The sequence below is a fragment of the Patulibacter brassicae genome (assembly GCF_033949425.1).
Lineage (GTDB): Bacteria > Actinomycetota > Thermoleophilia > Solirubrobacterales > Solirubrobacteraceae > Patulibacter > Patulibacter brassicae.
On the sequence record NZ_JAXAVX010000001.1, the window covers coordinates 973,159 to 992,162 of the forward strand.

General features: G+C 75.7%; 21 protein-coding genes. 7 read left to right on the top strand and 14 right to left on the bottom strand.

The features are described 5' to 3' along the window. Nucleotides 1–26: 26 nt before the first annotated feature. Nucleotides 27–662 carry a UdgX family uracil-DNA binding protein gene (locus tag SK069_RS04395; protein WP_319952967.1) on the top strand — a complete coding sequence of 212 codons (636 nt, stop codon included), beginning with the start codon at nucleotides 27–29 and terminating at the stop codon, nucleotides 660–662. 86 nt (nucleotides 663–748) lie between these two features. After that, nucleotides 749–922, top strand: a complete 174-nt coding sequence (locus SK069_RS04400) for a hypothetical protein (RefSeq protein ID WP_319952968.1) — start codon at nucleotides 749–751, stop codon at nucleotides 920–922. A 102-nt stretch (nucleotides 923–1,024) separates the two neighbouring features. Here the strand turns inward: SK069_RS04400 and SK069_RS04405 are convergent, their stop codons facing one another. Both SK069_RS04405 and SK069_RS04410 read right to left on the bottom strand, forming a co-directional pair. Further along, complete coding sequence (locus SK069_RS04405; protein WP_319952969.1) at nucleotides 1,025–2,164, bottom strand: hypothetical protein; 1,140 nt, start codon at nucleotides 2,162–2,164, stop codon at nucleotides 1,025–1,027. Nucleotides 2,165–2,219: 55 nt separating this feature from the next. Further along, complete coding sequence (locus SK069_RS04410; RefSeq protein WP_319952970.1) at nucleotides 2,220–2,435, bottom strand: hypothetical protein; 216 nt, start codon at nucleotides 2,433–2,435, stop codon at nucleotides 2,220–2,222. A 143-nt stretch (nucleotides 2,436–2,578) separates the two neighbouring features. Between SK069_RS04410 and SK069_RS04415 the strand changes: the two genes are divergently transcribed. Continuing rightward, nucleotides 2,579–3,631: a LysR family transcriptional regulator gene (locus SK069_RS04415; protein ID WP_319952971.1), complete on the top strand. Its 1,053-nt coding sequence runs from the start codon at nucleotides 2,579–2,581 to the stop codon at nucleotides 3,629–3,631. Here SK069_RS04415 and rsfS read toward each other — a convergent pair. Genes rsfS through SK069_RS04430 form a run of 3 tightly spaced genes read right to left on the bottom strand, consistent with a single transcriptional unit; the run spans nucleotide 3,547 to nucleotide 5,907 of the window. Continuing rightward, nucleotides 3,547–3,999 carry a ribosome silencing factor gene (gene rsfS, locus SK069_RS04420; RefSeq protein ID WP_319952972.1) on the bottom strand — a complete coding sequence of 151 codons (453 nt, stop codon included), beginning with the start codon at nucleotides 3,997–3,999 and terminating at the stop codon, nucleotides 3,547–3,549. The two genes, SK069_RS04415 and rsfS, sit on opposite strands and share 85 nt — an antisense overlap. Next, nucleotides 3,996–4,604, bottom strand: a complete 609-nt coding sequence (gene nadD / locus SK069_RS04425) for a nicotinate (nicotinamide) nucleotide adenylyltransferase (RefSeq protein ID WP_319952973.1) — start codon at nucleotides 4,602–4,604, stop codon at nucleotides 3,996–3,998. Before nadD ends, rsfS begins: the two co-directional genes overlap by 4 nt. A gap of 31 nt (nucleotides 4,605–4,635) precedes the next feature. Further along, nucleotides 4,636–5,907 (bottom strand): glutamate-5-semialdehyde dehydrogenase, encoded by a 1,272-nt coding sequence (locus SK069_RS04430; protein WP_319952974.1) that lies wholly within the window; start codon nucleotides 5,905–5,907, stop codon nucleotides 4,636–4,638. Between the two features lie 259 nt (nucleotides 5,908–6,166). Here SK069_RS04430 and SK069_RS04435 point away from each other — a divergent pair, with 259 nt between their 5' ends. Continuing rightward, on the top strand, nucleotides 6,167–6,943 hold the full coding sequence (locus SK069_RS04435) for a hypothetical protein (RefSeq protein WP_319952975.1): 777 nt from the start codon (nucleotides 6,167–6,169) through the stop codon (nucleotides 6,941–6,943). A 115-nt stretch (nucleotides 6,944–7,058) separates the two neighbouring features. Here the strand turns inward: SK069_RS04435 and SK069_RS04440 are convergent, their stop codons facing one another. Together SK069_RS04440 and SK069_RS04445 are read right to left on the bottom strand one after the other, a co-directional pair. Beyond that, complete coding sequence (locus SK069_RS04440) at nucleotides 7,059–7,841, bottom strand: hypothetical protein (protein ID WP_319952976.1); 783 nt, start codon at nucleotides 7,839–7,841, stop codon at nucleotides 7,059–7,061. Continuing rightward, on the bottom strand, nucleotides 7,838–8,752 hold the full coding sequence (locus SK069_RS04445) for an ABC transporter ATP-binding protein (protein ID WP_319952977.1): 915 nt from the start codon (nucleotides 8,750–8,752) through the stop codon (nucleotides 7,838–7,840). The genes SK069_RS04440 and SK069_RS04445 overlap by 4 nt, the downstream gene beginning before the upstream one ends. 225 nt (nucleotides 8,753–8,977) lie before the next feature. On the opposite strand from SK069_RS04445, the gene SK069_RS04450 reads away from it, so the two are divergent. Beyond that, nucleotides 8,978–10,303 carry a sensor histidine kinase gene (locus tag SK069_RS04450; protein ID WP_319952978.1) on the top strand — a complete coding sequence of 442 codons (1,326 nt, stop codon included), beginning with the start codon at nucleotides 8,978–8,980 and terminating at the stop codon, nucleotides 10,301–10,303. 2 nt (nucleotides 10,304–10,305) lie between these two features. Continuing rightward, nucleotides 10,306–11,001 carry a response regulator transcription factor gene (locus tag SK069_RS04455; RefSeq protein WP_319952979.1) on the top strand — a complete coding sequence of 232 codons (696 nt, stop codon included), beginning with the start codon at nucleotides 10,306–10,308 and terminating at the stop codon, nucleotides 10,999–11,001. Nucleotides 11,002–11,084: 83 nt separating this feature from the next. On the opposite strand, the gene proB is transcribed toward SK069_RS04455, so the two are convergent. The 3 genes from proB to SK069_RS04470 form a co-directional block, all read right to left on the bottom strand. Then, a complete protein-coding gene (gene proB / locus SK069_RS04460; RefSeq protein WP_319952980.1) occupies nucleotides 11,085–12,179 on the bottom strand; it encodes a glutamate 5-kinase in 1,095 nt (364 codons plus the stop codon). 86 nt (nucleotides 12,180–12,265) lie between these two features. Further along, the gene (gene obgE / locus SK069_RS04465; RefSeq protein ID WP_319952981.1) at nucleotides 12,266–13,645 is read right to left on the bottom strand and encodes a GTPase ObgE; all 1,380 of its coding nucleotides are present in this window, start codon (nucleotides 13,643–13,645) and stop codon (nucleotides 12,266–12,268) included. 83 nt (nucleotides 13,646–13,728) lie between these two features. Next, entirely contained in the window at nucleotides 13,729–14,676 is a 948-nt protein-coding gene (locus SK069_RS04470) for a hypothetical protein (protein WP_319952982.1), read from the bottom strand. 135 nt (nucleotides 14,677–14,811) lie between these two features. On the opposite strand from SK069_RS04470, the gene SK069_RS04475 reads away from it, so the two are divergent. Then, the gene (locus SK069_RS04475) at nucleotides 14,812–15,198 is read left to right on the top strand and encodes a hypothetical protein (protein ID WP_319952983.1); all 387 of its coding nucleotides are present in this window, start codon (nucleotides 14,812–14,814) and stop codon (nucleotides 15,196–15,198) included. 114 nt (nucleotides 15,199–15,312) lie between these two features. Here the strand turns inward: SK069_RS04475 and SK069_RS04480 are convergent, their stop codons facing one another. The 4 genes from SK069_RS04480 to SK069_RS04495 all read right to left on the bottom strand — a co-directional run bounded on the left by SK069_RS04480 (nucleotide 15,313) and on the right by SK069_RS04495 (nucleotide 19,000). Beyond that, on the bottom strand, nucleotides 15,313–16,020 hold the full coding sequence (locus SK069_RS04480) for an SDR family oxidoreductase (protein WP_319952984.1): 708 nt from the start codon (nucleotides 16,018–16,020) through the stop codon (nucleotides 15,313–15,315). 134 nt (nucleotides 16,021–16,154) lie between these two features. Further along, nucleotides 16,155–16,433 (bottom strand): 50S ribosomal protein L27, encoded by a 279-nt coding sequence (gene rpmA, locus SK069_RS04485; protein WP_319952985.1) that lies wholly within the window; start codon nucleotides 16,431–16,433, stop codon nucleotides 16,155–16,157. Between the two features lie 19 nt (nucleotides 16,434–16,452). Next, complete coding sequence (rplU, locus tag SK069_RS04490) at nucleotides 16,453–16,764, bottom strand: 50S ribosomal protein L21 (RefSeq protein ID WP_319952986.1); 312 nt, start codon at nucleotides 16,762–16,764, stop codon at nucleotides 16,453–16,455. Between the two features lie 10 nt (nucleotides 16,765–16,774). After that, nucleotides 16,775–19,000 carry an Rne/Rng family ribonuclease gene (locus SK069_RS04495; protein WP_319952987.1) on the bottom strand — a complete coding sequence of 742 codons (2,226 nt, stop codon included), beginning with the start codon at nucleotides 18,998–19,000 and terminating at the stop codon, nucleotides 16,775–16,777. Between the last annotated feature and the right edge of the window lie 4 nt (nucleotides 19,001–19,004).

Genomic DNA, 19,004 nt, shown 5'->3' on the forward strand with positions numbered 1-19,004 from the left:
GCGGCCCGCGCGGGTAGCTCGCGCCCATGGCGCCCTCCGCCACCGGCGACCGCGGTCCCGCGCCGGTCCCGGCACGACCGTCGCTCGCGGCGCTGCGTCGCGCGCTTCCGGACTGCCGGGCGTGCGAGCTCTGGGAGCCGGCCACGCAGGCCGTCCCGGGCGCGGGGCGGGCGCGCGCCCGCGCGATGCTCGTCGGGGAGCAGCCCGGCGATCGCGAGGACCGGGAAGGGCGGCCCTTCGTCGGACCGGCCGGGGCGCTGCTGGACCGCGCGCTGGCGGAGGCGGGGGTCGACCGCGACGCCGTCTACGTCACGAACGCCGTGAAGCACTTCCGGTTCGAGGAGCGCGGCACGCGCCGGATCCACCAGCGACCCGGCGCCGAGCACGTCCGCGCCTGCCGCCCCTGGCTGGAGGCCGAGCTCGCGGTCGTCCGGCCCGAGGTCCTCGTCTGCCTCGGGGCCACCGCCTCCCAGGCCCTGCTCGGACGCGGGGTGCGGGTGACCGCCGACCGCGGCCGGTGGCTGGACTCGCCGCTCGCCGACCGCGTGACGGTCACCGTCCACCCCTCGTCCGTCCTGCGCGCCCGCGGCGAGGACGAGCGCCACGCCGCCTACGCCGCGCTCGTCGACGATCTCGCCACCGTCGCCGACGCCCTCGGGTGAGCGATCGGTCGCGCGGCGCACGACGACGCCGCGTCCTTGGACAGCGGGCCAGCGACGAGGGGCCCCGCGTCGGGGACCATCGATGCATGGTCCGCACCTCCTCCGCCCCCATCACCCGCGGTGCCGAGTCGACGCTCGTCGCGTCCGTGCTCGCCGCCGACGCCCTGCGCCGCCGCCGTGCTGCCCGCCAGGCCGCCGGCCGCGCCGCCGCGAGCGACCGTCCCCTCGGGTCGCCGCCGAGCCCCGCGCTCGCCGACTGAGCCCCGGCCGGCACCATGCCGGCCCGGAGCGCGCGACGGGCCCCGGGAGTCGCTCCCGGGGCCCGTCGTCGTCAGGGGGTCGCGGCGCGCCGCCGCGGGTCGCTACTTCAACGCCTGGAAGGCGGCCAGGGCCGGACGCGCGCGGTTGTTCGCGTCCACGAGGCCGGAGAAGAAGATCGCCTGCGGATCGCGGACGTTGAACCAGAGGAAGCCGCGGATCTGGTTGCGCTTCGCGATGTCCCAGGCGTACTTCAGCCAGGTCGCGCCGGTCTCGTCGGCGATCGTCTGGCTGCTCGGCTTCGCCGGCTCGACCGGCTTGAAGATGTACGCGAACTCCGTGATGTAGAGCCGCTTCGCGGCCGTGCCGGAGATCCGCTTCGTCCGGGCGGCGCGCTTGAGCAGGGACCGCGTCGTCGAGAGGTTGCGGATCGTCCACTTGTCCTTGCTGGACAGGCGGCGCCGCGGGTCGACGAGGTAGTCGTAGGAGTGCAGCGTGATCGCGTCGGCCTTGATCGAGTAGTCCTTGGCGCGGGTGCCCTTGCGCGAGCGCCAGCTCTTGTCGAGGCCGAGCGCCTCGCGCAGGAACGGCCCGGGGTTCGACGACTTCGCGGTGCTGCGCGCGTACGGCGCGAGCTCGCCGGCGACGACGAGGTCCTTCGGCGCGTGCTTCTTCACCGCGGCGTAGGCGGCGTTCTGCATCTTGCGCCAGGTCGCCGGGCCGTTCTTCTTCGGCAGCTGCGTCTGGTAGTTCGCCTCGTTCCAGGGCGACCAGACGAGACGGACGTCGACGCCCTTGAGCTCCGCGTGCATCTGCTGGACGGTCCGCTCGACCATCGTGCGGTAGCGCTTGAGGTTGACCTTCTTGGCGTCCTTGTAGTGCGTGCCGAGCTCGCCGTTGAAGCTCACGAACACCGTGTCGATGCCGCGCGAGACGCCCTCGCGGGCGACGCGCACGGCGCGCTCGACCTCGTGCGGGTACGGGAAGGCGAACTTGCCGTCCCAGTTGATGAACGTGCGCGTGAACTTCACGTTCGAGCCCTGGGCGATGGTGAAGAACGCGTCCCGCAGCGTCTGGTCGTCGCTGCGGGCGAGCTCCTCGTCCATCAGGCCCTTCGACATGGCCGACGCGCCGGCGGGGACGAGCAGGCCGAGGAGGGCGATCACGAGGGCCAGCCCGCTGAGGCGGGCCGCCCACGGACGGGAGGCTGGAACGCGCTGGGAGCGCTGGATCGACGAAAGCACCGGGCAAGGGTACGGCAGCACCGCCGATCGCACGCCGGTCGACGCCCCGGCCGGCTCAGCGCCCCGGCGAGGGCGGTCCCTGGTGCGGATCGACGAGCAGCAGGCCGGAGCGCTCGCTGCGCGCGGCGACGATCCGGCCCTCCCGCTCGGCGACGAGGACCGGGGCTCGCGGCACCGGCTCGCCCAGGCGGTGCGCGAGGTCGCGGACCTCCAGCAGCTCCATGGCCGAGGGCTCGTGCCAGGCGGTGTTCGGGGAGACGGCGGGCGACATCAGTGGGGGTCCTCTCGCTGGTCCGGCGGCCGGGACGGCCGCCTCCCGATGGTGCGACGCCCGGACCCCGGTCTCCAGCACGGCTCGGCATGGCCATGCCGCCTCGGCATGGCCCGGGCGGGACCGGGCGCTACCGTCCGGGGATGGACGTGCTGCAGCTGCGCGTGCTGCGCGAGGTCGCCCGCCACGGCTCGATCTCGGCCGCGGCGGAGGCGCTCGACTACACGCAGCCCGCGATGTCGCGGCAGCTCGCCGCCCTGGAGCGGACCGCCGGGCGACCGCTCGTCGAGCGCACGGCGCGCGGCACGCGGCTCACCCCGCTCGGCGAGATCCTCCTGCGCCGCGCCGAGACCGTGCTGGCCGAGCTCGACGCCGCGCAGGCGGATCTCGAGCGGTACGAGGACCCGGGCGAGCGGCCGGTCCGGCTCGTGACCTTCCAGACGGCGATCGCGTCGTTCGTGCCCGACGCGATCGCCGAGGTCCGCCGGCGGGCTCCCGGGACGGTCGTCGAGGTCGAGCTGCGCTCCGACGCCCGCGACGCCACGGCGGCGCTGCACGGCGACCGGCTCGACGTGTGGCTCGTGAACGCCGCCCCGCGCGAGCGCCACGACGCCCGGGTGCACGCCGTGCGTCGCGACCCCTTCTGGTGCTGCCTGCCGGTCGGGCACCCGGCCGCCGACGCGCCCTTCGTGGGACTGCGCACGCTCGCGCGGGAGCGGCTCGTCCTCACCGCCGACTCGCTCTGCGCCGACCGCGCGCTCATCCTCGACGCCTGCGCGGCGGCGGGCTTCCGGCCCCGCGTCGCGGCGCACTGCGACGACCCTGCGACGACGCAGGGGCTCGTGGCGGCCGGGGCCGGCATCGCGATCCTGCCGGAGATGGCGCTCACCGCCCGGCGCGACGACGTGGTCCTGCGACCCCTCGGCGAGCCGCTGCGGCGACAGGTGCTCGCGATCGTCCCCCGGGACGCCCCGCCGCGGCCCGGGCGCGACGAGCTGCTCGCCGCGCTGCGCGAGGCCGGGGCGGCGTGGCAGGCGCCCGCGCTCGCTGGGCCGGCCGGCCCGGGGCGGGCGCCCGACGGCGACGAGCCGGACGCGGGCGCCGTCGGCGCTCAGCCCTCGGCGTCGGGCGCCGGCTCGAAGATCCCCGCGAGGTCGATCCGCGGGCGGTCCCCCCAGAGGGCCTCGAGCCGGTAGAACTCGCGCGCCTCCGGCACGAAGACGTGGACGACGACGTCGCCGTAGTCCAGGAGGACCCAGCGCGACTCCTGCAGGCCCTCGACGCGGCGCGGCAGCAGCCGCTCCCCCTCGTGCTTCAGGCCCTCGAGGATCGCGTCGTGGATCGCCTTGACCTGCCGGTCGGTGTTGCCGGTCAGGAGGAGGAAGGCGTCCGTGTAGGCCGAGGCGCCGCGGAGGTCGATCGCGACGGGGTCGATGGCCTTGCGGTCGGCGGCGTGCTCGGCGATCCGGCGCACGAGCGCCAGCAGCTCGCCCTCCGCCAGGGCGGTCGGCCGCGCCGTCCCGGGGGTCGGCTGCTCGGTGTGGGTCTCGGTCCGCTCGCTCATGAGGTGCCCGACGTACGGTAGAGCCCCTTGGAGACGATCCGCTCCTCGACCGCCCGCGGGACGAGGTGGTGGATCGTCCGACCGGCCCGCACGCGGGCGCGGACGAGCGTCGAGGAGAGTCCCAGCGCGGGCATCGCGAAGGGCTCGAACCGGTCCGCCGCGCCGAGCGCCGTCAGCGCCGCTCGGGCCCGGTCGTGCCCGTCCTCGCCACGCTCCGCGACGCCGATCGAGGCGTACCGCAGGACGTCCTCCGGGCGGTGCCAGGACCCCAGCCCCGCCGCGGCGTCGCCGCCGAGCAGCAGCACGAGCTCGGCGTCGGGCTCCTGCGCGTGCAGCTGCCCGAGGGTGTCGGCCGTGTACGAGGGGCCCTCGCGGTGGAGCTCCACGTCGCAGGTCGCGAGCGCCGGCTCGTCCGCGATCGCCAGCTCGCAGAGCGCGAGGCGCTCCCCCGGCCCCGGATCCCCGTCGACGACCTTGTGGGGCGGACGGGCGGCGAGCACGAGCAGCACCCGGTCCAGCGCCAGGGCGTCGCGCGCGCACTCGGCGAGCACGAGGTGCGCGAGGTGCGGCGGGTTGAACGTCCCGCCGAGGATCCCGATCCGCACCGCGCCGCCCGTCCTCGCGCAGCGCGCCGGCTCAGCGGACGTGGCCGTCGCCGTGGACGAGGTAGCGGTACGTCGTCAGCTCGCGCAGCCCGATCGGCCCGCGCGCGTGGAGCTTCTGCGTCGAGATGCCGATCTCCGCGCCCATGCCGAACTCGCCGCCGTCGGTGAACCGCGTCGACGCGTTGACGTAGACGGCCGCCGACCCGACCCCGCGCTCGAACGCGCGGATCGCGAGGTGATCGCGGGCGACGATCGCGTCGGAGTGGCCCGAGCCGTGCGTCTCGATGTGGTCGATCGCGGCGTGGACGTCGTCGACGATCCGCACGCCGAGGATCAGCGCGAGGTGCTCCGTGTCCCAGTCCTCGGGGCGCGCGTCGACGACGACCGCGCCCTGCCCCTCGACCAGCGGCCGCGACGCCTCGTCCGCGCGCAGCTCCACGCCGTCGCGCCCGAGCGCCGCGGCGATCCGCGGGAGCGCCTCGGCGGCGATCGCGCGGTGCACGAGCAGCGTCTCGGCCGCGTTGCAGGCGGAGGGGCGGTCGACCTTCGCGTTCCGGACGATCTCCACGGCCTGGTCGAGATCGGCGGACGCGTCGACGTAGACGTGGCCGATGCCGGCCGCCGCGAAGATCACCGGGACGGTCGCGACGCCCTTGAGCGCCGCCTTCAGCCCCTCGCCCCCGCGGGGCACGATGAGGTCGATGTAGCGGTCCTGCGTGGCGAGCTCGGCGAGCTCCTCGCGCCCCCCGCCGCCGACGAAGCCGATGCTGTCGGCCGGCAGGCCGGCGGACTCCGCCGCGGTCGCCGCGACCTCGGCGAGCACCGCGTTGGAGCGCAGCGCGCTCGAGGAGCCGCGCAGGACGATCGCGTTGCCGCTCTTGATCGCCAGCGCGGCCGCGTCGATCGTGACGTTCGGGCGGGCCTCGTAGACGACCGCCACGACCCCGAGCGGGATCCGCTGGCGCTGCACGTCCAGGCCGTTGGGCAGGCGGTAGCCCTCGATCGTCTCGCCGACCGGGTCGCGCAGCGCGATGACGTCCTCGACCGCGCTGGCGATGCCGGCCAGGCGCCGCTCGTCGAGCGCGAGGCGGTCCATCAGCGCGCTGGGCAGGCCCGCGGCCTGCCCCGCCTCGAGATCGCGGGCGTTCGCCTCGAGGATCTCCGGCGCGCGCGCGACGAGCGCGTCGGCGATCGCGCGCAGCGCCGCGTCCTTCGTCGCGGTGTCGACGGCCGCCAGCCGGCGGCCGGCGGCGCGGGCGCGGCGGGCGACGTCGGTGACGGACTGCGCCTCGATCGTGGCCATGCGCGAAGGGTACGCGACCCGGCGCGCCGCCCCGGAACCCGCAGCCCCGCCCCCCCCCGCGACGCGGTTCGTGCCCCGCCCGACCACCGGTCGGCCCGGGACCCGACCGGGACGACGGGGGCCGGCGCGCCAGGACCGTCGCCCGGCGACAGGTGTGACCGCCGGGCCGCTCCGAACGTGACCGATGGGGTGTTCCACCGTCGGGAGCCGCGGCAGCATGCCGGTCGTCCCACCCGTTCCCGAGAAAGCGACCCCGACGATGCCCCACGCACGACGTCCCCTCCCCCTGCTGGCCACGACGGCGCTCGTCGGCGCGGCGCTCGGCGCGTCGGCGCCGGCCGCCGGCGCAGCGCCCGTGACGACGAAGACGCCGTGCCCGAAGACCGGCACGACGCTCGCGAAGGACGTCGCGCCGACGGCGCGCGTGTATCGCGCCGGCACCCGGCTGAAGGCGTGCGTGAAGCGTCCCGGGCACAAGCGGATCGTCCGGCTGCTCGACACGTGGTCGCCGGACACGAAGGTCGCGCTCGCCGACGGCGTCGCCGCGTGGACCACCCGGCGGCTGGACGGCGAGGGCGTCGCGAGCGACATCGTCTCCAGCGAGGACCTGCGCACCGGCAAGACCTGGCTGCGGACCACGCACGCGGCCGCCTCGCCCGCGACGGGCACCCCCGCCGCCGACGACCAGGTCCTGCGGATCCGCACGAGCGGCAAGGCGACCGCCTGGGTGACCGCCGGCGGGGTCGTCGCGATCGGCGTGCGCCGCGTGGACCCGGAGTCCTCGACGCTCTACGGCGAGGGCGTGCCCGGCACGACGCCCTACCGCGACGGACGCGTGTTCCACTTGCGGGACGCGGGCGCGGCGAACGCGAAGGCCGTCGCGAAGGGCCTGGCGTTCAGCCTCGGCGGCGACGGCGACGAGTGCGGCGGGACCACCGACTACCAGTTGCGCGTGCCGGGCTGGGCCGGCCAGCCCGACCTGATCTTCGTCTACGCCCGCGAGGACTGGACGAGCACGAGCGGCGTCTGCTCCTGACCCCCGATCCCGCGCGTGCCGCGGGCCCCGGACAGCGCCGGGGCCCGCGGGTGCGTCGGTCCTGGTGGGACGGGACGGGGGGAGACGGCGGGGCCGGGCCGGCCCCGCCGCGGGATCACTTCACCTCGCGGCGCAGGAGCCGCCAGGCGCCGACGGCCAGCGGGACGCCGATCCAGAGCGCGAGGCAGACGGCGATCCGCCCCCAGTCGCCGCCGGCGGCGTCGCCGGTGTAGAGCGGATCCAGCGCGCGGTTCGGGTCGATCCAGCCGAACGTCGACTCGAGCGAGCCGATCACCTCGCCGAGGATCGAGAACACGGTCGGCAGCGCGAAGTACGCGACGATCGCGACCGCCGGGCTCATGAGCAGCAGCCCGAACGCGACGCCGATGAGGATGTTCGCCTCCAGGCCGAGCACCGTCTGCGCGAGCTCCGCGCCCGACAGCGACCACGAGCCGTTCGCGTCGCCGGCGGCGATCCCGACGCCGTTGCCGATCGCGGCGGCCGCGATGCCCGCGATCGTGGCGAGCAGGCCGAGGCTCAGCGCCGCGAGGACCTTCGCGCCGGCCACGCGCTCGCGGTGCGGCACGAGCGCGAACGTCGCCAGCGCGGTGCGCTGCGACCACTCGCTCGTCACGAGGAGGATCCCGATCACCGGCAGGAGGAAGCTCAGCGGCAGCAGGCCGAGCTCCAGCGCGCCGGAGAACGTCCGGTCGTCGACCGCGCCGGTGAGGCCGCGGGCGATCGAGACCGCGAGGGCCCCGAGGGCCGTGATGGCGAGGAGCCAGCGGCCGGCACGGGTGTCGACGGCCTTGCGCAGCTCGACGCGGGTCAGCAGGCCGAGGCCCGGCCGGTCGAACCGGCGGGGCGTCAGCGCGGCGGGGGCGGTGGCGGTGCTCATGCGGCGACCTCCTGGGGGACGTCGGCGGCCTGGCCGCCGTTCTGGGTGAGGCTGAGGAAGAGCTCCTCGAGGCCCGCGCCGTCGGCGGGCCGCAGCTCGGTGAGGACGAGCCCGGCGTCGAGCGCGGCGCGCCCGATCGCCTCGGGATCGCCCTCGACGAGCTGACCGCCGTCGGTCGTGGTGGTCGAGGGCAGGCCCGCGGCGGCGAGCGCGCGACGCAGCCCGGTCCGGTCGGTGGAGCGGACGAGCACCCCGGTGCTGCGCAGCAGCTCCTCCTTCGTCCCGTCGGCGACGATCCGCCCGCCGCTGATGACGACGAGCCGGTCGGCGACGGCCTCGACCTCGCGCAGGAGGTGCGAGGAGAGCAGCACGGTCCCGCCGCCGTCGGCGAACTCGCGCAGCAGCCCGCGCATCCAGGCGATGCCCTCGGGGTCCAGCCCGTTGGCCGGCTCGTCGAGCACGAGGATCCGGGGATCGCCGATGAGCGCGGTGGCGAGCCCGAGCCGCTGGCGCATGCCGAGCGAGTAGTCGCCGACGCGCCGGCGCCCGGCCTTCCCGTCGAGGCCCACGCGGCGCAGCGTCGCCTCCGCGCGGCCCGGGTCGACGCCCAGGAGCTGCGCGGTGAGGCCGAGCACCTCGCGGCCGGTGCGCCCGGCGTGCTGCGCGGAGGCGTCGAGCAGGACGCCGATCTCGCGGCCGGGACTCGGCAGCGACCGGTACGGCACGCCGAGGACGGTGGCGCGGCCGGCGGTCGGCGACGTCAGCCCGCAGAGCATGCGCATCGTGGTGGACTTGCCGGCCCCGTTCGGCCCCAGGAACCCGGTCACGGTGCCGGGCTCGCAGCGGAACGAGACGTCGCGGACGGCGACGTGGTCGCCGTAGCGCTTCGTGAGCTGGTCGACGTGGATCACGACCACCATGCTGCGGCGCGCCCGCCGCCGCCGCATCGGCCGGAGGTCGACGCCGCCCCGACGGAGGTCGACGATCGGGCGGGCCGGGGCGCGACCGTCGTCGCGACGGCCCGTCCACGGTCGACCCGGACCCCGACCGATGGTCGCCCGGCCCTCGACCTTCGTCGCGCGACCCTCGACCTCCGTCGCTGGTGCCGGCCCGCGCCCGCGCGTACGCTCGCGAGGATGCCCGGAGCAGGAGCGACCCGCGCGCCGGCCGCCCCCCACGCGTGGGAGGGGTCGCCGCGACGCGTCCCGCGGATCGTCCTGCTCGCCGAGCGGGACCAGCTGCCGCCGGGGACCACGATCCGCCGCACGACCCGCGACTGGGTCGTCGACGTCGCGGCGTTCGTCCTCGCCGGGCTGTTCGGGCTGCTCGCGCTGCTCACCGACCACGACCGGTGGGACGCCCTCGCGGTCGTCGACCTGACCGTCGGGGTCCTCGCGCTCCTGCTCATGTGGGGACGGCGGCGCTGGCCCGTCTCGCTGGCGATCGCGGTGGGCGTCCTCTCGGCGTTCTCGGGCGCAGCGGGCGGGGCGGCCGGCGTGCTGCTCTTCTCGGTCGCGGTCCATCGCCCGGCGCGGATCGTCGTCCCGATCGCGGCGCTGCACCTCGGGGCCGGCCTGACGTACGCCGCGATCTACCCCGACGCCGAGCTGGGGTTCGTCTGGTACGTCCTGCTCATCGCGGCGGTCCTCGGGATGCTCGTCGGGTGGGGCATGTGGGTCCGCGCGCGCCGCCAGCTCGTGCTGAGCCTGCGCGACCGCGCCGACCGCGCCGAGGCCGAGCAGCAGCTCCAGGTCTCCCTCGCGCGCGACCACGAGCGCCAGCGGATCGCGCGCGAGATGCACGACGTCCTCGCCCACCGGATCTCGCTCCTGAGCATGCACGCCGGGGCGCTGGAGTTCCGTCCCGATGCCCCGCCCGAGGAGATCGCCCGGGCCGCCGGGATCATCCGCGCCAGCGCCCGCGAGGCGCTCGAGGACCTGCGCGAGGTGATCGGCGTGCTGCGCGAGCCCGACGGCGAGGCGGAGGCCACGGCGACGACCCGGCCGCAGCCGACGCTGCGCGACGTCGCGACGCTCGTGGAGGAGTCGCGGGCGGCGGGGATGCGGATCGACGACGACCTCGCCGTCGCCGACGTGACGGGGCTGGCGCCCGGCGTCGGACGCAGCGCCTACCGGGTCGTGCAGGAGGGCCTGACGAACGCCCGCAAGCACGCCCCGGGTGCGCGGGTGACGGTGGCGTCCTCCGGCGGGCCGGGCGACGGGCTGCTCGTCGAGCTGCGCAACCCGCCGGTCGTCGGCGCGCCGCGCTCTGCGGCGGCCGGCCTGCCCGGGGCCGGCAGCGGCCTCGTCGGCCTCGCCGAGCGCGCCGCGCTGACCGGCGGGCGCCTCGAGCACGGTCCGACGCCGGACGGCGGCTTCCGCCTGCGCGCGAGGTTCCCCTGGCCGGCGGGGGACGCCGCGGCCCGGGCGACGTCGGACGCCGGCCGATCGGCATCCTCGTGACCGTGGAGCCCGCCCCCGGCACCCGGCCGATCCGGGTCCTGCTCGTCGACGACGACCCGCTCGTGCGCTCGGCGCTGACGATGATGCTCGGCGCCGGCGACCGGATCCGGATCGTCGGCGAGGTCGAGGACGGCGCCGACGCGCCCGAGGCGGTCGCGCGACTGGCGCCGGACGTCGTGCTGATGGACATCCGCATGCCCCGGGTCGACGGCCTGACGGCGACGGAGCGGCTGCGCGACGTGCCGGCCGGCGGCCCACCGCCGCCGGAGGTCATCGTGCTGACGACTTTCGACGCCGACGACCAGGTGCTGCAGGCGCTGCGCGCCGGCGCCAGCGGGTTCCTCCTGAAGGACACGCCGCCGACGGAGATCGTGCGCGCGATCGAGCGGGTGGCCGCCGGCGAGGCGATGCTCTCCCCCGGCGTGACGCGCAAGCTCATCGCGCACGTCGCCGATCCCGCCCAGGACGACCGCCGCGCCCGCGCCCGCGCGCGGCTGTCCGAGCTCACCGATCGCGAGCGCGAGGTGGCGGTCGCCGTCGGCGCGGGCCGCGCGAACGCCGAGATCGGCGCGGAGCTCCACATGAGCGTCGCGACGGTGAAGGCCCACGTCTCGCGCCTGCTGCAGAAGCTCGACGTCGAGAACCGGGTGCAGGTCGCGCTCGTCGTCCACGACGCCGGGCTCGACGACGACGCCTGACGCCGCGCGCGGCCGGGCCCGCCCTCCGCCCCCCGCTCGCAGAGAACCGGACGCCTCAGCCTGGATCCCCGATCGGCCGGGCCTCAGGCGAGGACGAGGCGGTCCCGGTGGACCGCCTCCTCCGGCGCCCGCGGCAGCGCCTCGCGGACCTGCTCGGTGCGCATGCCCTGCACGCGCCGCAGCGCGCCGGACGGGTAGGCGCTGATGCCCTTGCCGACGAGCTGTCCCTCGCAGCGGATCTCCACCGCGTCACCGGCCCGGAACTCGCCGAGGACGCCGGTCACGCCGACCGGCAGCAGCGACGTCCCGCCGCCGGTGAGCGCGCGGACGGCGCCGCGGTCGACCTCGATCGCTCCGCGCGCGGGCTTCGCGTAGCGCAGCCAGAGCTTGAAGCTCGACCAGCGGGCCTCGCCGGCGCGGAACGCCGTGCCCTCGGGCTCGCCGGCGAGCACGCGCGCTACCGCGTCGGCGCGCAGGCCGTTGGCCACGACGGTCGGGATGCCGGCCGCCGCGGCCATGTCCGCCGCCAGCGCCTTGCTGCGCATGCCGCCGGTGCCGAGGCTCGACGTCGTCGCGCCGATGTCGTGCTCGGCGAGCGCCGCCTCGACGTCGACGACCTCGCGGACGAGCTCCGCGGACGGGTCGCGCCGGGGGTCGGCGGTGAAGAGGCCGTCGGTCGAGGTGAGCAGCACGAGCCGATCGGCGTTCAGGAGCATCGCGATCTGCGCGGCGAGCAGGTCGTTGTCCCCGAAGGAGATCTCGTCGGTCGTCGTCGTGTCGTTCTCGTTGACGACCGGGACGGCACCGAGCTCGAGCAGGTGCAGGACCGTCCGACGCGCGTTGACGAACGCCTCGCGCTCGCCGAGGTCGTGGAGCGTCAGCAGCACCTGGGCGGCCAGCAGGCCCTCGCCGCGCAGCAGGTCGTCCCACTCGCGGAAGAGCCGCCCCTGGCCGACGGCGCTCGCGGCCTGCAGCGCGTCGATGGCCGTCGGGCGCTGGCGCAGGCCGAGGACCTCGACGCCGCGGGCGATCGCGCCGCTGGAGACGAGCACGAACCGCTCGCCGCGGGCGTGCCCGGCCGCCACGGCCGCGCACAGGGCCGCGAGGCCGTCGCGGCGCAGCGCTCCGCCGTCGTCGGCGACGACGCTCGAGCCGAGCTTCACCACGGTCAGGGACATCGGCGGTCCAGGGTAGTGCGCGGCCTGCGGGGAGGAGGCTCCGGGAGCCGCCGTGCCGTCGTTGGAGCCCGGCGCACCGCGCGCCGTCAGAGCTCCGGGTCGAGCTCGAACGCCAGCCCGGCGATCTCCAGCTCGTCCCCGGACTCGAAGCCGGCCTCGCGCAGCGCCTCGATGACGCCCATCTTCCGCAGGCGGGACTCGACGTACTCCAGCGCCTCCTCGTTGTCGAGGTCGTGGCGGGCGAGGAGCCGCTCGATGCCGGGACCGGTGACGCGGAAGGTGCCGTCGCCGTCCCGGGACGCCCGCCAGTCGCGCGCGGCGGTCGGACGGTAGAGGCGGTGCTCGGCCATCTGGGCGAGCGTCAGGTCGGCGGCGAGGAGGTCGTCGGCGGCGCGCACCGGGACCGTGCGCAGCAGGAGGGCGCGCAGCTCGTCGAGCCCGTCGCGCGTGGCGCTCGAGGTGACGAGGACCGGCACCTCGGCCGCGTGGTCGTCCTCCTCCCACTCCTCCAGCGGCGTACCGTCGGCGCGCAGCCGCCGGCCGGCGTCGTCGACGCGCCGGCCGTTGAGCCGCTCGTCCCACGCCCGCCGGGCCGCCTCGGCGACCTCGGGGGCGACGAGGTCGGCCTTGCTCAGGACGAGCACGCGCGGCAGCCCCGCGAGCCGCTCGTCGTAGGCGGCGACCTCGGCCTCGATCGTCGCGTGGTTGTCGACCGGGTCGCTGCCGTCCAGCGGCGCGAGGTCGAGGACGTGCACGAGCAGCCGGCAGCGCTCGACGTGGGCGAGGAACTCGTGCCCGAGCCCGCGCCCCTCCGCCGCCCCCTCGATGAGGCCCGGGATGTCGGCGACGATGAGCTGGCGCTCCTCGCCCTGGATCGTGCCGAGGATCGGCTCGAGCGTCGTGAAGGGGTAGTCGGCGACCTTCGGCGCGGCGCGCGTGATCCGGGACAGCAGCGACGACTTCCCGGCGTTCGGCAGCCCGACGAGCCCGACGTCCGCGAGGAGCTTCAGCCGGAGGTCGATCCAGCCCTCCTCCCCCGGCAGCCCGCGCTCGCGGAACCGCGGGCTCTGCCGCGTCGGCGCCGCGAACCGCGCGTTCCCCCGACCGCCCGATCCGCCGCCGGCGACGCGGACCGACTGCCCGGGCACCAGGAGGTCGTGGAGGGTCCCGTCGAGGCCCGTGACCTGGGTGCCGGGCGGCACCCGCACGACGAGGTCCTCGCCGTCGGGCCCCTTCTTCAGCGCGCCCTCGCCGTGCCGCCCGCGCGGCGCCTTGAAGTGCACGCGACGCGAGAACGACTGCAGGTCGCGCAGCGAGTCGTCGCAGACGACCAGGACGTCCGCCCCGCGCCCGCCGTCGCCGCCGTCGGGCCCGCCCTTGGGGACGTGCGCCTCCCGCCGGAAGGAGAGGCAGCCGTCGCCGCCGCTGCCGCCCTGGACGAAGATGCGCGCGCTGTCGGAGAGCACGATCAGATCGTCGCAGGTGACGCACCCACTGGGCTCGCGGCCCGCGCCCGATCGTCGGCCGGGGAGCGACCGGTCGCGCGCCGTCAGCGGCGCCGACGCGCCGCCTCGGCGCGGACGCGCTCGAGCTGGGCCTCGTAGCGCTCCGCGGACGCCGCGCGGGCCCGGAGCGTGTCGGCCGCCTCCACGGCGGCGGCCGCCTCGGCGCGCCGGGCCGCGAGCGCCTGCTCCTCGGCGCGCCGGACCGCGTCGGGGACCTCGGAGCCGGCGGGGCGCTCCTCGGCGCCCGACACGCCGCCGATCGCCCGCCGCAGCCACTCGGTGACCTGCGCGGTGCGCCGGTGCGGGCCGAAGCGCGCCTCGGCGCGGGCCTGCCGGACCGGGTCGCGACGGCCGTAGCGCCAGTGCGCCCACGGCGAGGACGGCTTCGCGAGCCGGACCATCGCCCAGAGCCCGAGCGGCGGCAGGACGAACGAGCCGAACCCGTGGAAGAACCGCGCCTTCGCGAAGCACGTGCCCGAGACGACGAGGACGCCGAGGCTGTAGCCGGCGGAGAGGAGCGTCGAGAGGACGTCGTCGCCGGTGAACTGCAGCGGGTTCACGCCGAGGAAGACGAGCGCCATGAACGCCGCCGTCACCGCGACCGCGTCGATCGACGTGCGGCCCTCGCGCGCCCAGTAGACGTCGCGCAGGTAGACCCAGAGGGCGAACTCGTCGAAGGTCAGGCCGACGCCGATCCCGAAGAGGATCGCGGCGAGGTGCATCCACGGCGCCTGGTCGTTCAGCGCGAAGCCGAACGTGCCGCCGACCATCATCAGGACGATCCCCCACACGAGGTGGTGCAGGTGCACGCCGCTGTCGGTGACGACGCTGCCCGGCCACCACGGGAAGCGCTCGCTGCGCGACATCCGCGCGCTCGTCCGGATGAACACGAACGAGCCGAGGAACGCGGCCAGGACGAGGAAGATGCCTTCGCGGCCGGGCTCCTGGACGTAGTCGCGCCAGAGGTCGGGGAGGAACCAGCTGGCGAGCATCTGCTCCTCCGACGGTACCGCGTCGGCGCGAAGGGCCACGCCGCGCGCGCCCGCGCCGCGCGCGCGAGAGGCACCGCGGGACGGCCGGGGCCGCGGCCCACCGGGCTCGTGGACCGCAGCGGCTAGGGTCGGCCCATGAGCCTCGTCACCCCCGCCAACGTCTCGCGCTTCATCGGCGCCGGCCGGATCGCGTTCGGCGCGCTGATGCTCGTCGCCCCGGACCGCGTCGGCGGGTCGTGGCTCGGCGAGGCCGGCACCACCCCGGCGGCGCAGGTGGCGCTGCGCGCCGTCGGGATCCGCGACGCGGTGATCGGGATGGCGCAGATCCACACCGCCGGCGACCCCGACCGCGGCTACCGCTGGGCGCGGACGGCGTCGATCGGCGACGCGGTCGACGCCGCGGCGACGTTCGCGGCCGCCCGCTCCCTGCCGGCGTCCGGCGTCGCGGGCACCGGCGTCCTGGCCGTCGGGGCCGCCGTCGCGGGCGTCCTGACGAGCCGGGCGATGCAGCGCGACGCCTGATCGACCGGCGGATCGCCGCAGCGACGCGGCCGGCGACGACCGCCAGGACGCCGACGCCTGCCGACGCGAAGCGCGCCCGCGAGGCGGCCGCCACGAGCGCCCGCTGCGCGGCGATCAGCCGTCCTGGGCGGTCGGGCGCACGAGGATCTCGTTCACGTCGACGCGCGCCGGCTGCTCGAGCGCCCACAGCACCGCCCCGGCGACGTCGTCGGGGTGCAGGGCCTCGATCGACGGCTTGCTGTCGAAGAACGGCGTGTCGACCATGCCGGGGCTCAGGAGCGTCACCCGGGCGCCGCTGCCGTTGAGCTCCTGCCGCAGCGACTCGGCCATCGCGCCGACGGCGAACTTCGTCGCCGAGTAGAGGCTGCCCGGCAGCGCCCGCCGTCCGGCGACCGATCCGGTGAGGACGACGTGGCCCTGCGCCTCGCGCAGCGCCGGGAGCGTCGCGCGGATCGTCAGCGCGGCGCCGAGGACGTTCGTGAGCACCATCGAGCGCCACTGCTCCGGCGTCTCCTCGAGGAAGCCGCGCTTGGCCCCGAACCCGGCGTTGGCGAAGACCGCGTCCAGCTGCCCGAACCGCTCGTCGACGGCGGCCACGGACGCCTGGAGCTCGTCCCACTCGGCGACGTCCGCGGTGGTCGTCGTGATCCGGCCGGGCTCGGCTCCGGCGGCCGTGAGCTCCCCGACGAGCCGCTCGAGCTTGTCGGCCGAGCGCGCCAGCAGCGCGACCCGCCAGCCAGCGGCCAGCGCCTGACGGGCGGTCGCCGCGCCGATCCCGGAGGAGGCGCCGGTGATGAGGAGGACCTTGTCGTGGGGGGCCATGGCGCGAGCCTCCCACACGGCCGGGCGAACCCCGTCGCCGCGGGGAAGCGGCCCGTGCCCCGGAACGACGACGACCCGCCGGAGCGGGTCGTCGGACGGTCGCCGGCGCGGGGCCGGCGGGCGGCGGGGCGGCGTCAGTCGGCGGCGACGGCGGACTGCTCCGCCGCGTCCTGCACCGAGACGACGCGACCGCGCCAGCCGCGGGTGAAGGCGACGGTGCCGGCGGACTTCGCGAAGAGCGTGTCGTCCTTGCCGATGCCGACGCCCTTGCCGGGCTTGAAGCGGGTGCCGCGCTGGCGGACGATGATCTCGCCGCCGGTGACGACCTGGCCGGCGAACACCTTCACGCCGAGGCGCTGGGCGTTCGAGTCGCGGCCGTTCTTGGAGGAGCCGAGGCCCTTCTTGTGTGCCATGAGTCAGTTCTCCGGGAGGTCAGGCCGAGATCGAGTCGATCCGGATCTTCGTCAGCGGCTGACGGTGACCCGTCGTGCGCTTGTAGCCGCGCTTCGGCTTGAACTTGAAGATGCGGATCTTCGGGCCCTTGACGTGCTCGACGACCGTCGCGCCGACGGTCGCGGACTTCAGGGCGTCGGCGCCGATCGCGACGGCGTCGCCCTTCACGAGGACCGGCTCGAGCGAGACGGACGCGCCGGCCTCGGCGTCGAGCTTCTCGACCAGGAGCTCCTGGCCCTGCTCGACGCGGTACTGCTTGCCGCCGGTCTTGACGATTGCGTAGAGGCTCATGCGTTACGGCTCACTCGGACGAGATGGGCTCTGCGGTGGTCTCGTCGGCGTCGGTCGCAGCGGCGCGCTTCGCCCGGGACGCAGCAGAGCGGCGCCCGCCACGGGTGCGGCGCCGGACGGAAGAGGATACGACATCCTCGCCCTCGGTGCCGCTCGGGGCCTCCGGCTCGTCGCCGCCGTCGGCGTCGGTCGCCGCCTCGACGGCCGGCGCCTCCTCCTCGCCGGCGGCCGCGGCGTCGGGCTCCGCGGGCTCGGGCGCGACGACGTCGCGCGCCGTGCGCTCGCCCTCCCCGGCCTCGACGGCGGCCGCGTCGCCCTCGTCCTCGGCGGACGTCCCGGTCGCCTCCGGCGCGTCGCCCGAGCGGCGGCGACCGCGGCCCCCGCGGCGGCGCCGGCGCTTGGGCCGGTCGCCCTCGCCGTCCGCGTCGCCCTCGCCGGCCGGCGGCAGCGCGTCGGCACCGACGAGCACGGCGTTCGCGGAGGTGCGGCCCGCGCGCTCGATCCGCACGAGCTTCTTCTCGCCGACGAACCGCCCGCCGCCCATGACCGAGACGACGTAGCCGCCGACCTTCGCGACGGCGTCGTCGACGTTGTACATGTGCGGCTCGACGATCTGCACGAGCACCTCCTCCCCCTCCTGGAAGGGGATGGCGCGCTCCTGGACGGCCTCGATCGAGCCCTCCATGACGATCTCGAACTCGTCGAGCGGCAGGCGCTCGGAGCCCTCGAAGACGAAGTAGCGGCCGGTCGCCTCCTCCAGCGCGTGGAGGACCTTCGCCCCGAGCCCCGTGAACTCCGTCACGACCGCCGGGTGCATCCGGACGAGGAACGCCTTCGCCTTCTCCGGCGCCCGCGAGGCGTGCTCGCGCAGCTCGCGCTCGAACTCGATCGCGAGCGTCTCCTCGCTCTTGATCACGCCGTCGCCGTCGCAGATCGGGCAGGCGCGGGTGATGACCTCGCGCGCGCCCTCCGTGACGTTCTGGCGCGTCATCTCGACGAGCCCGAGCTTCGAGATCTCGGCGGTGAACGTCTTCGTCCGGTCCTCGGCGAGCTTCGCGCGCAGCGTCTTCAGGACCTCGCGCTGGTTGCGCGCACGGGCCATGTCGATGAAGTCGATGACGATGATGCCGCCGATGTCCCGCAGGCGCAGCTCGTTGACGACCGCCTCGGCGGCCTCGAGGTTCGTCCGCGTGATCGTGTCCTCCAGCCGGGCCTGCTTGCCCTTGCCGGTGAACGAGCCGGAGTTCACGTCGATGACGGTCAGCGCCTCGGCGTAGTCGATCATGAGGTAGCCGCCCGAGGGCAGGTCCACGCGGCGGCTGATCAGGCCGTCGATCACCGACTCGACGTCGAAGGCGTGGAAGAGCGGATCGGACTCCTCCCAGAGCTCGACCTTGTCGACGAGCTCCGGCGCGGTGCGGGTGAAGAACGACCGCAGGCGCTGGACCTGCTGCGGGTCGTCGACGATCGCGCGCTCGAACTCGGCGCTGAAGATGTCGCGCACGACCCGCACCGACAGGTCCGCCTCCTGGAAGACCATGCAGGGGCCCTGCATCTCGCCGGCGCGCTGCTCGAGGACCTCGTGGAGCTTGAAGAGGTACGGGAGCTCGCGCTCGAAGTCCTCCCGGACCGCGCCGCGGGAGGCGGTCCGCACGATCGCCCCGCCGCCGTGCAGCTCGAGGCCCTTGACCTCCTTGCGCAGGCGGTTGCGCTCCTGGTCGTCGATCTTCTTCGAGACCCCGACGCCCTCGCCCTTCGGGGCGTAGACGAGGTAGCGGCCGGCGATGGTGAGGTCCATCGTCAGGCGGGCGCCCTTCGTCTTCAGCGGGTCCTTCGTCACCTGCACGACGAGCTCGTCGCCGGGCTTGATGAGGTCGGTGATCTTCGGGGCGTCGCTGCCGCCGTGGCCGCGCCGCGCGATCTTCACGCCCGGCAGCCGCAGCTCGTCGACGTGGAGGAAGCCGTTCTTCTCCAGCCCGATGTCGACGAACGCCGCCTCGAGGCCGGGGAGCACGTTGTCCACGCGCCCCTTGTAGACGTTGCCGACGATGGAGCGGTTCGAGCGGCGCTCGAAGTAGAGCTCGGCGACGCGGTAGCCCTCGCCGGCGCGGCCGGCGCGAGGGCGGCCGCCGCGACCGCGGCCGCCCTTCTGGCGCTTGTCCCCGCCCTCGGTGGACTCCAGCAGCGCGACGCGCGTCTCTCCGCGGTCGACGCTGACCAGGACCTGCTTCTTCACGATG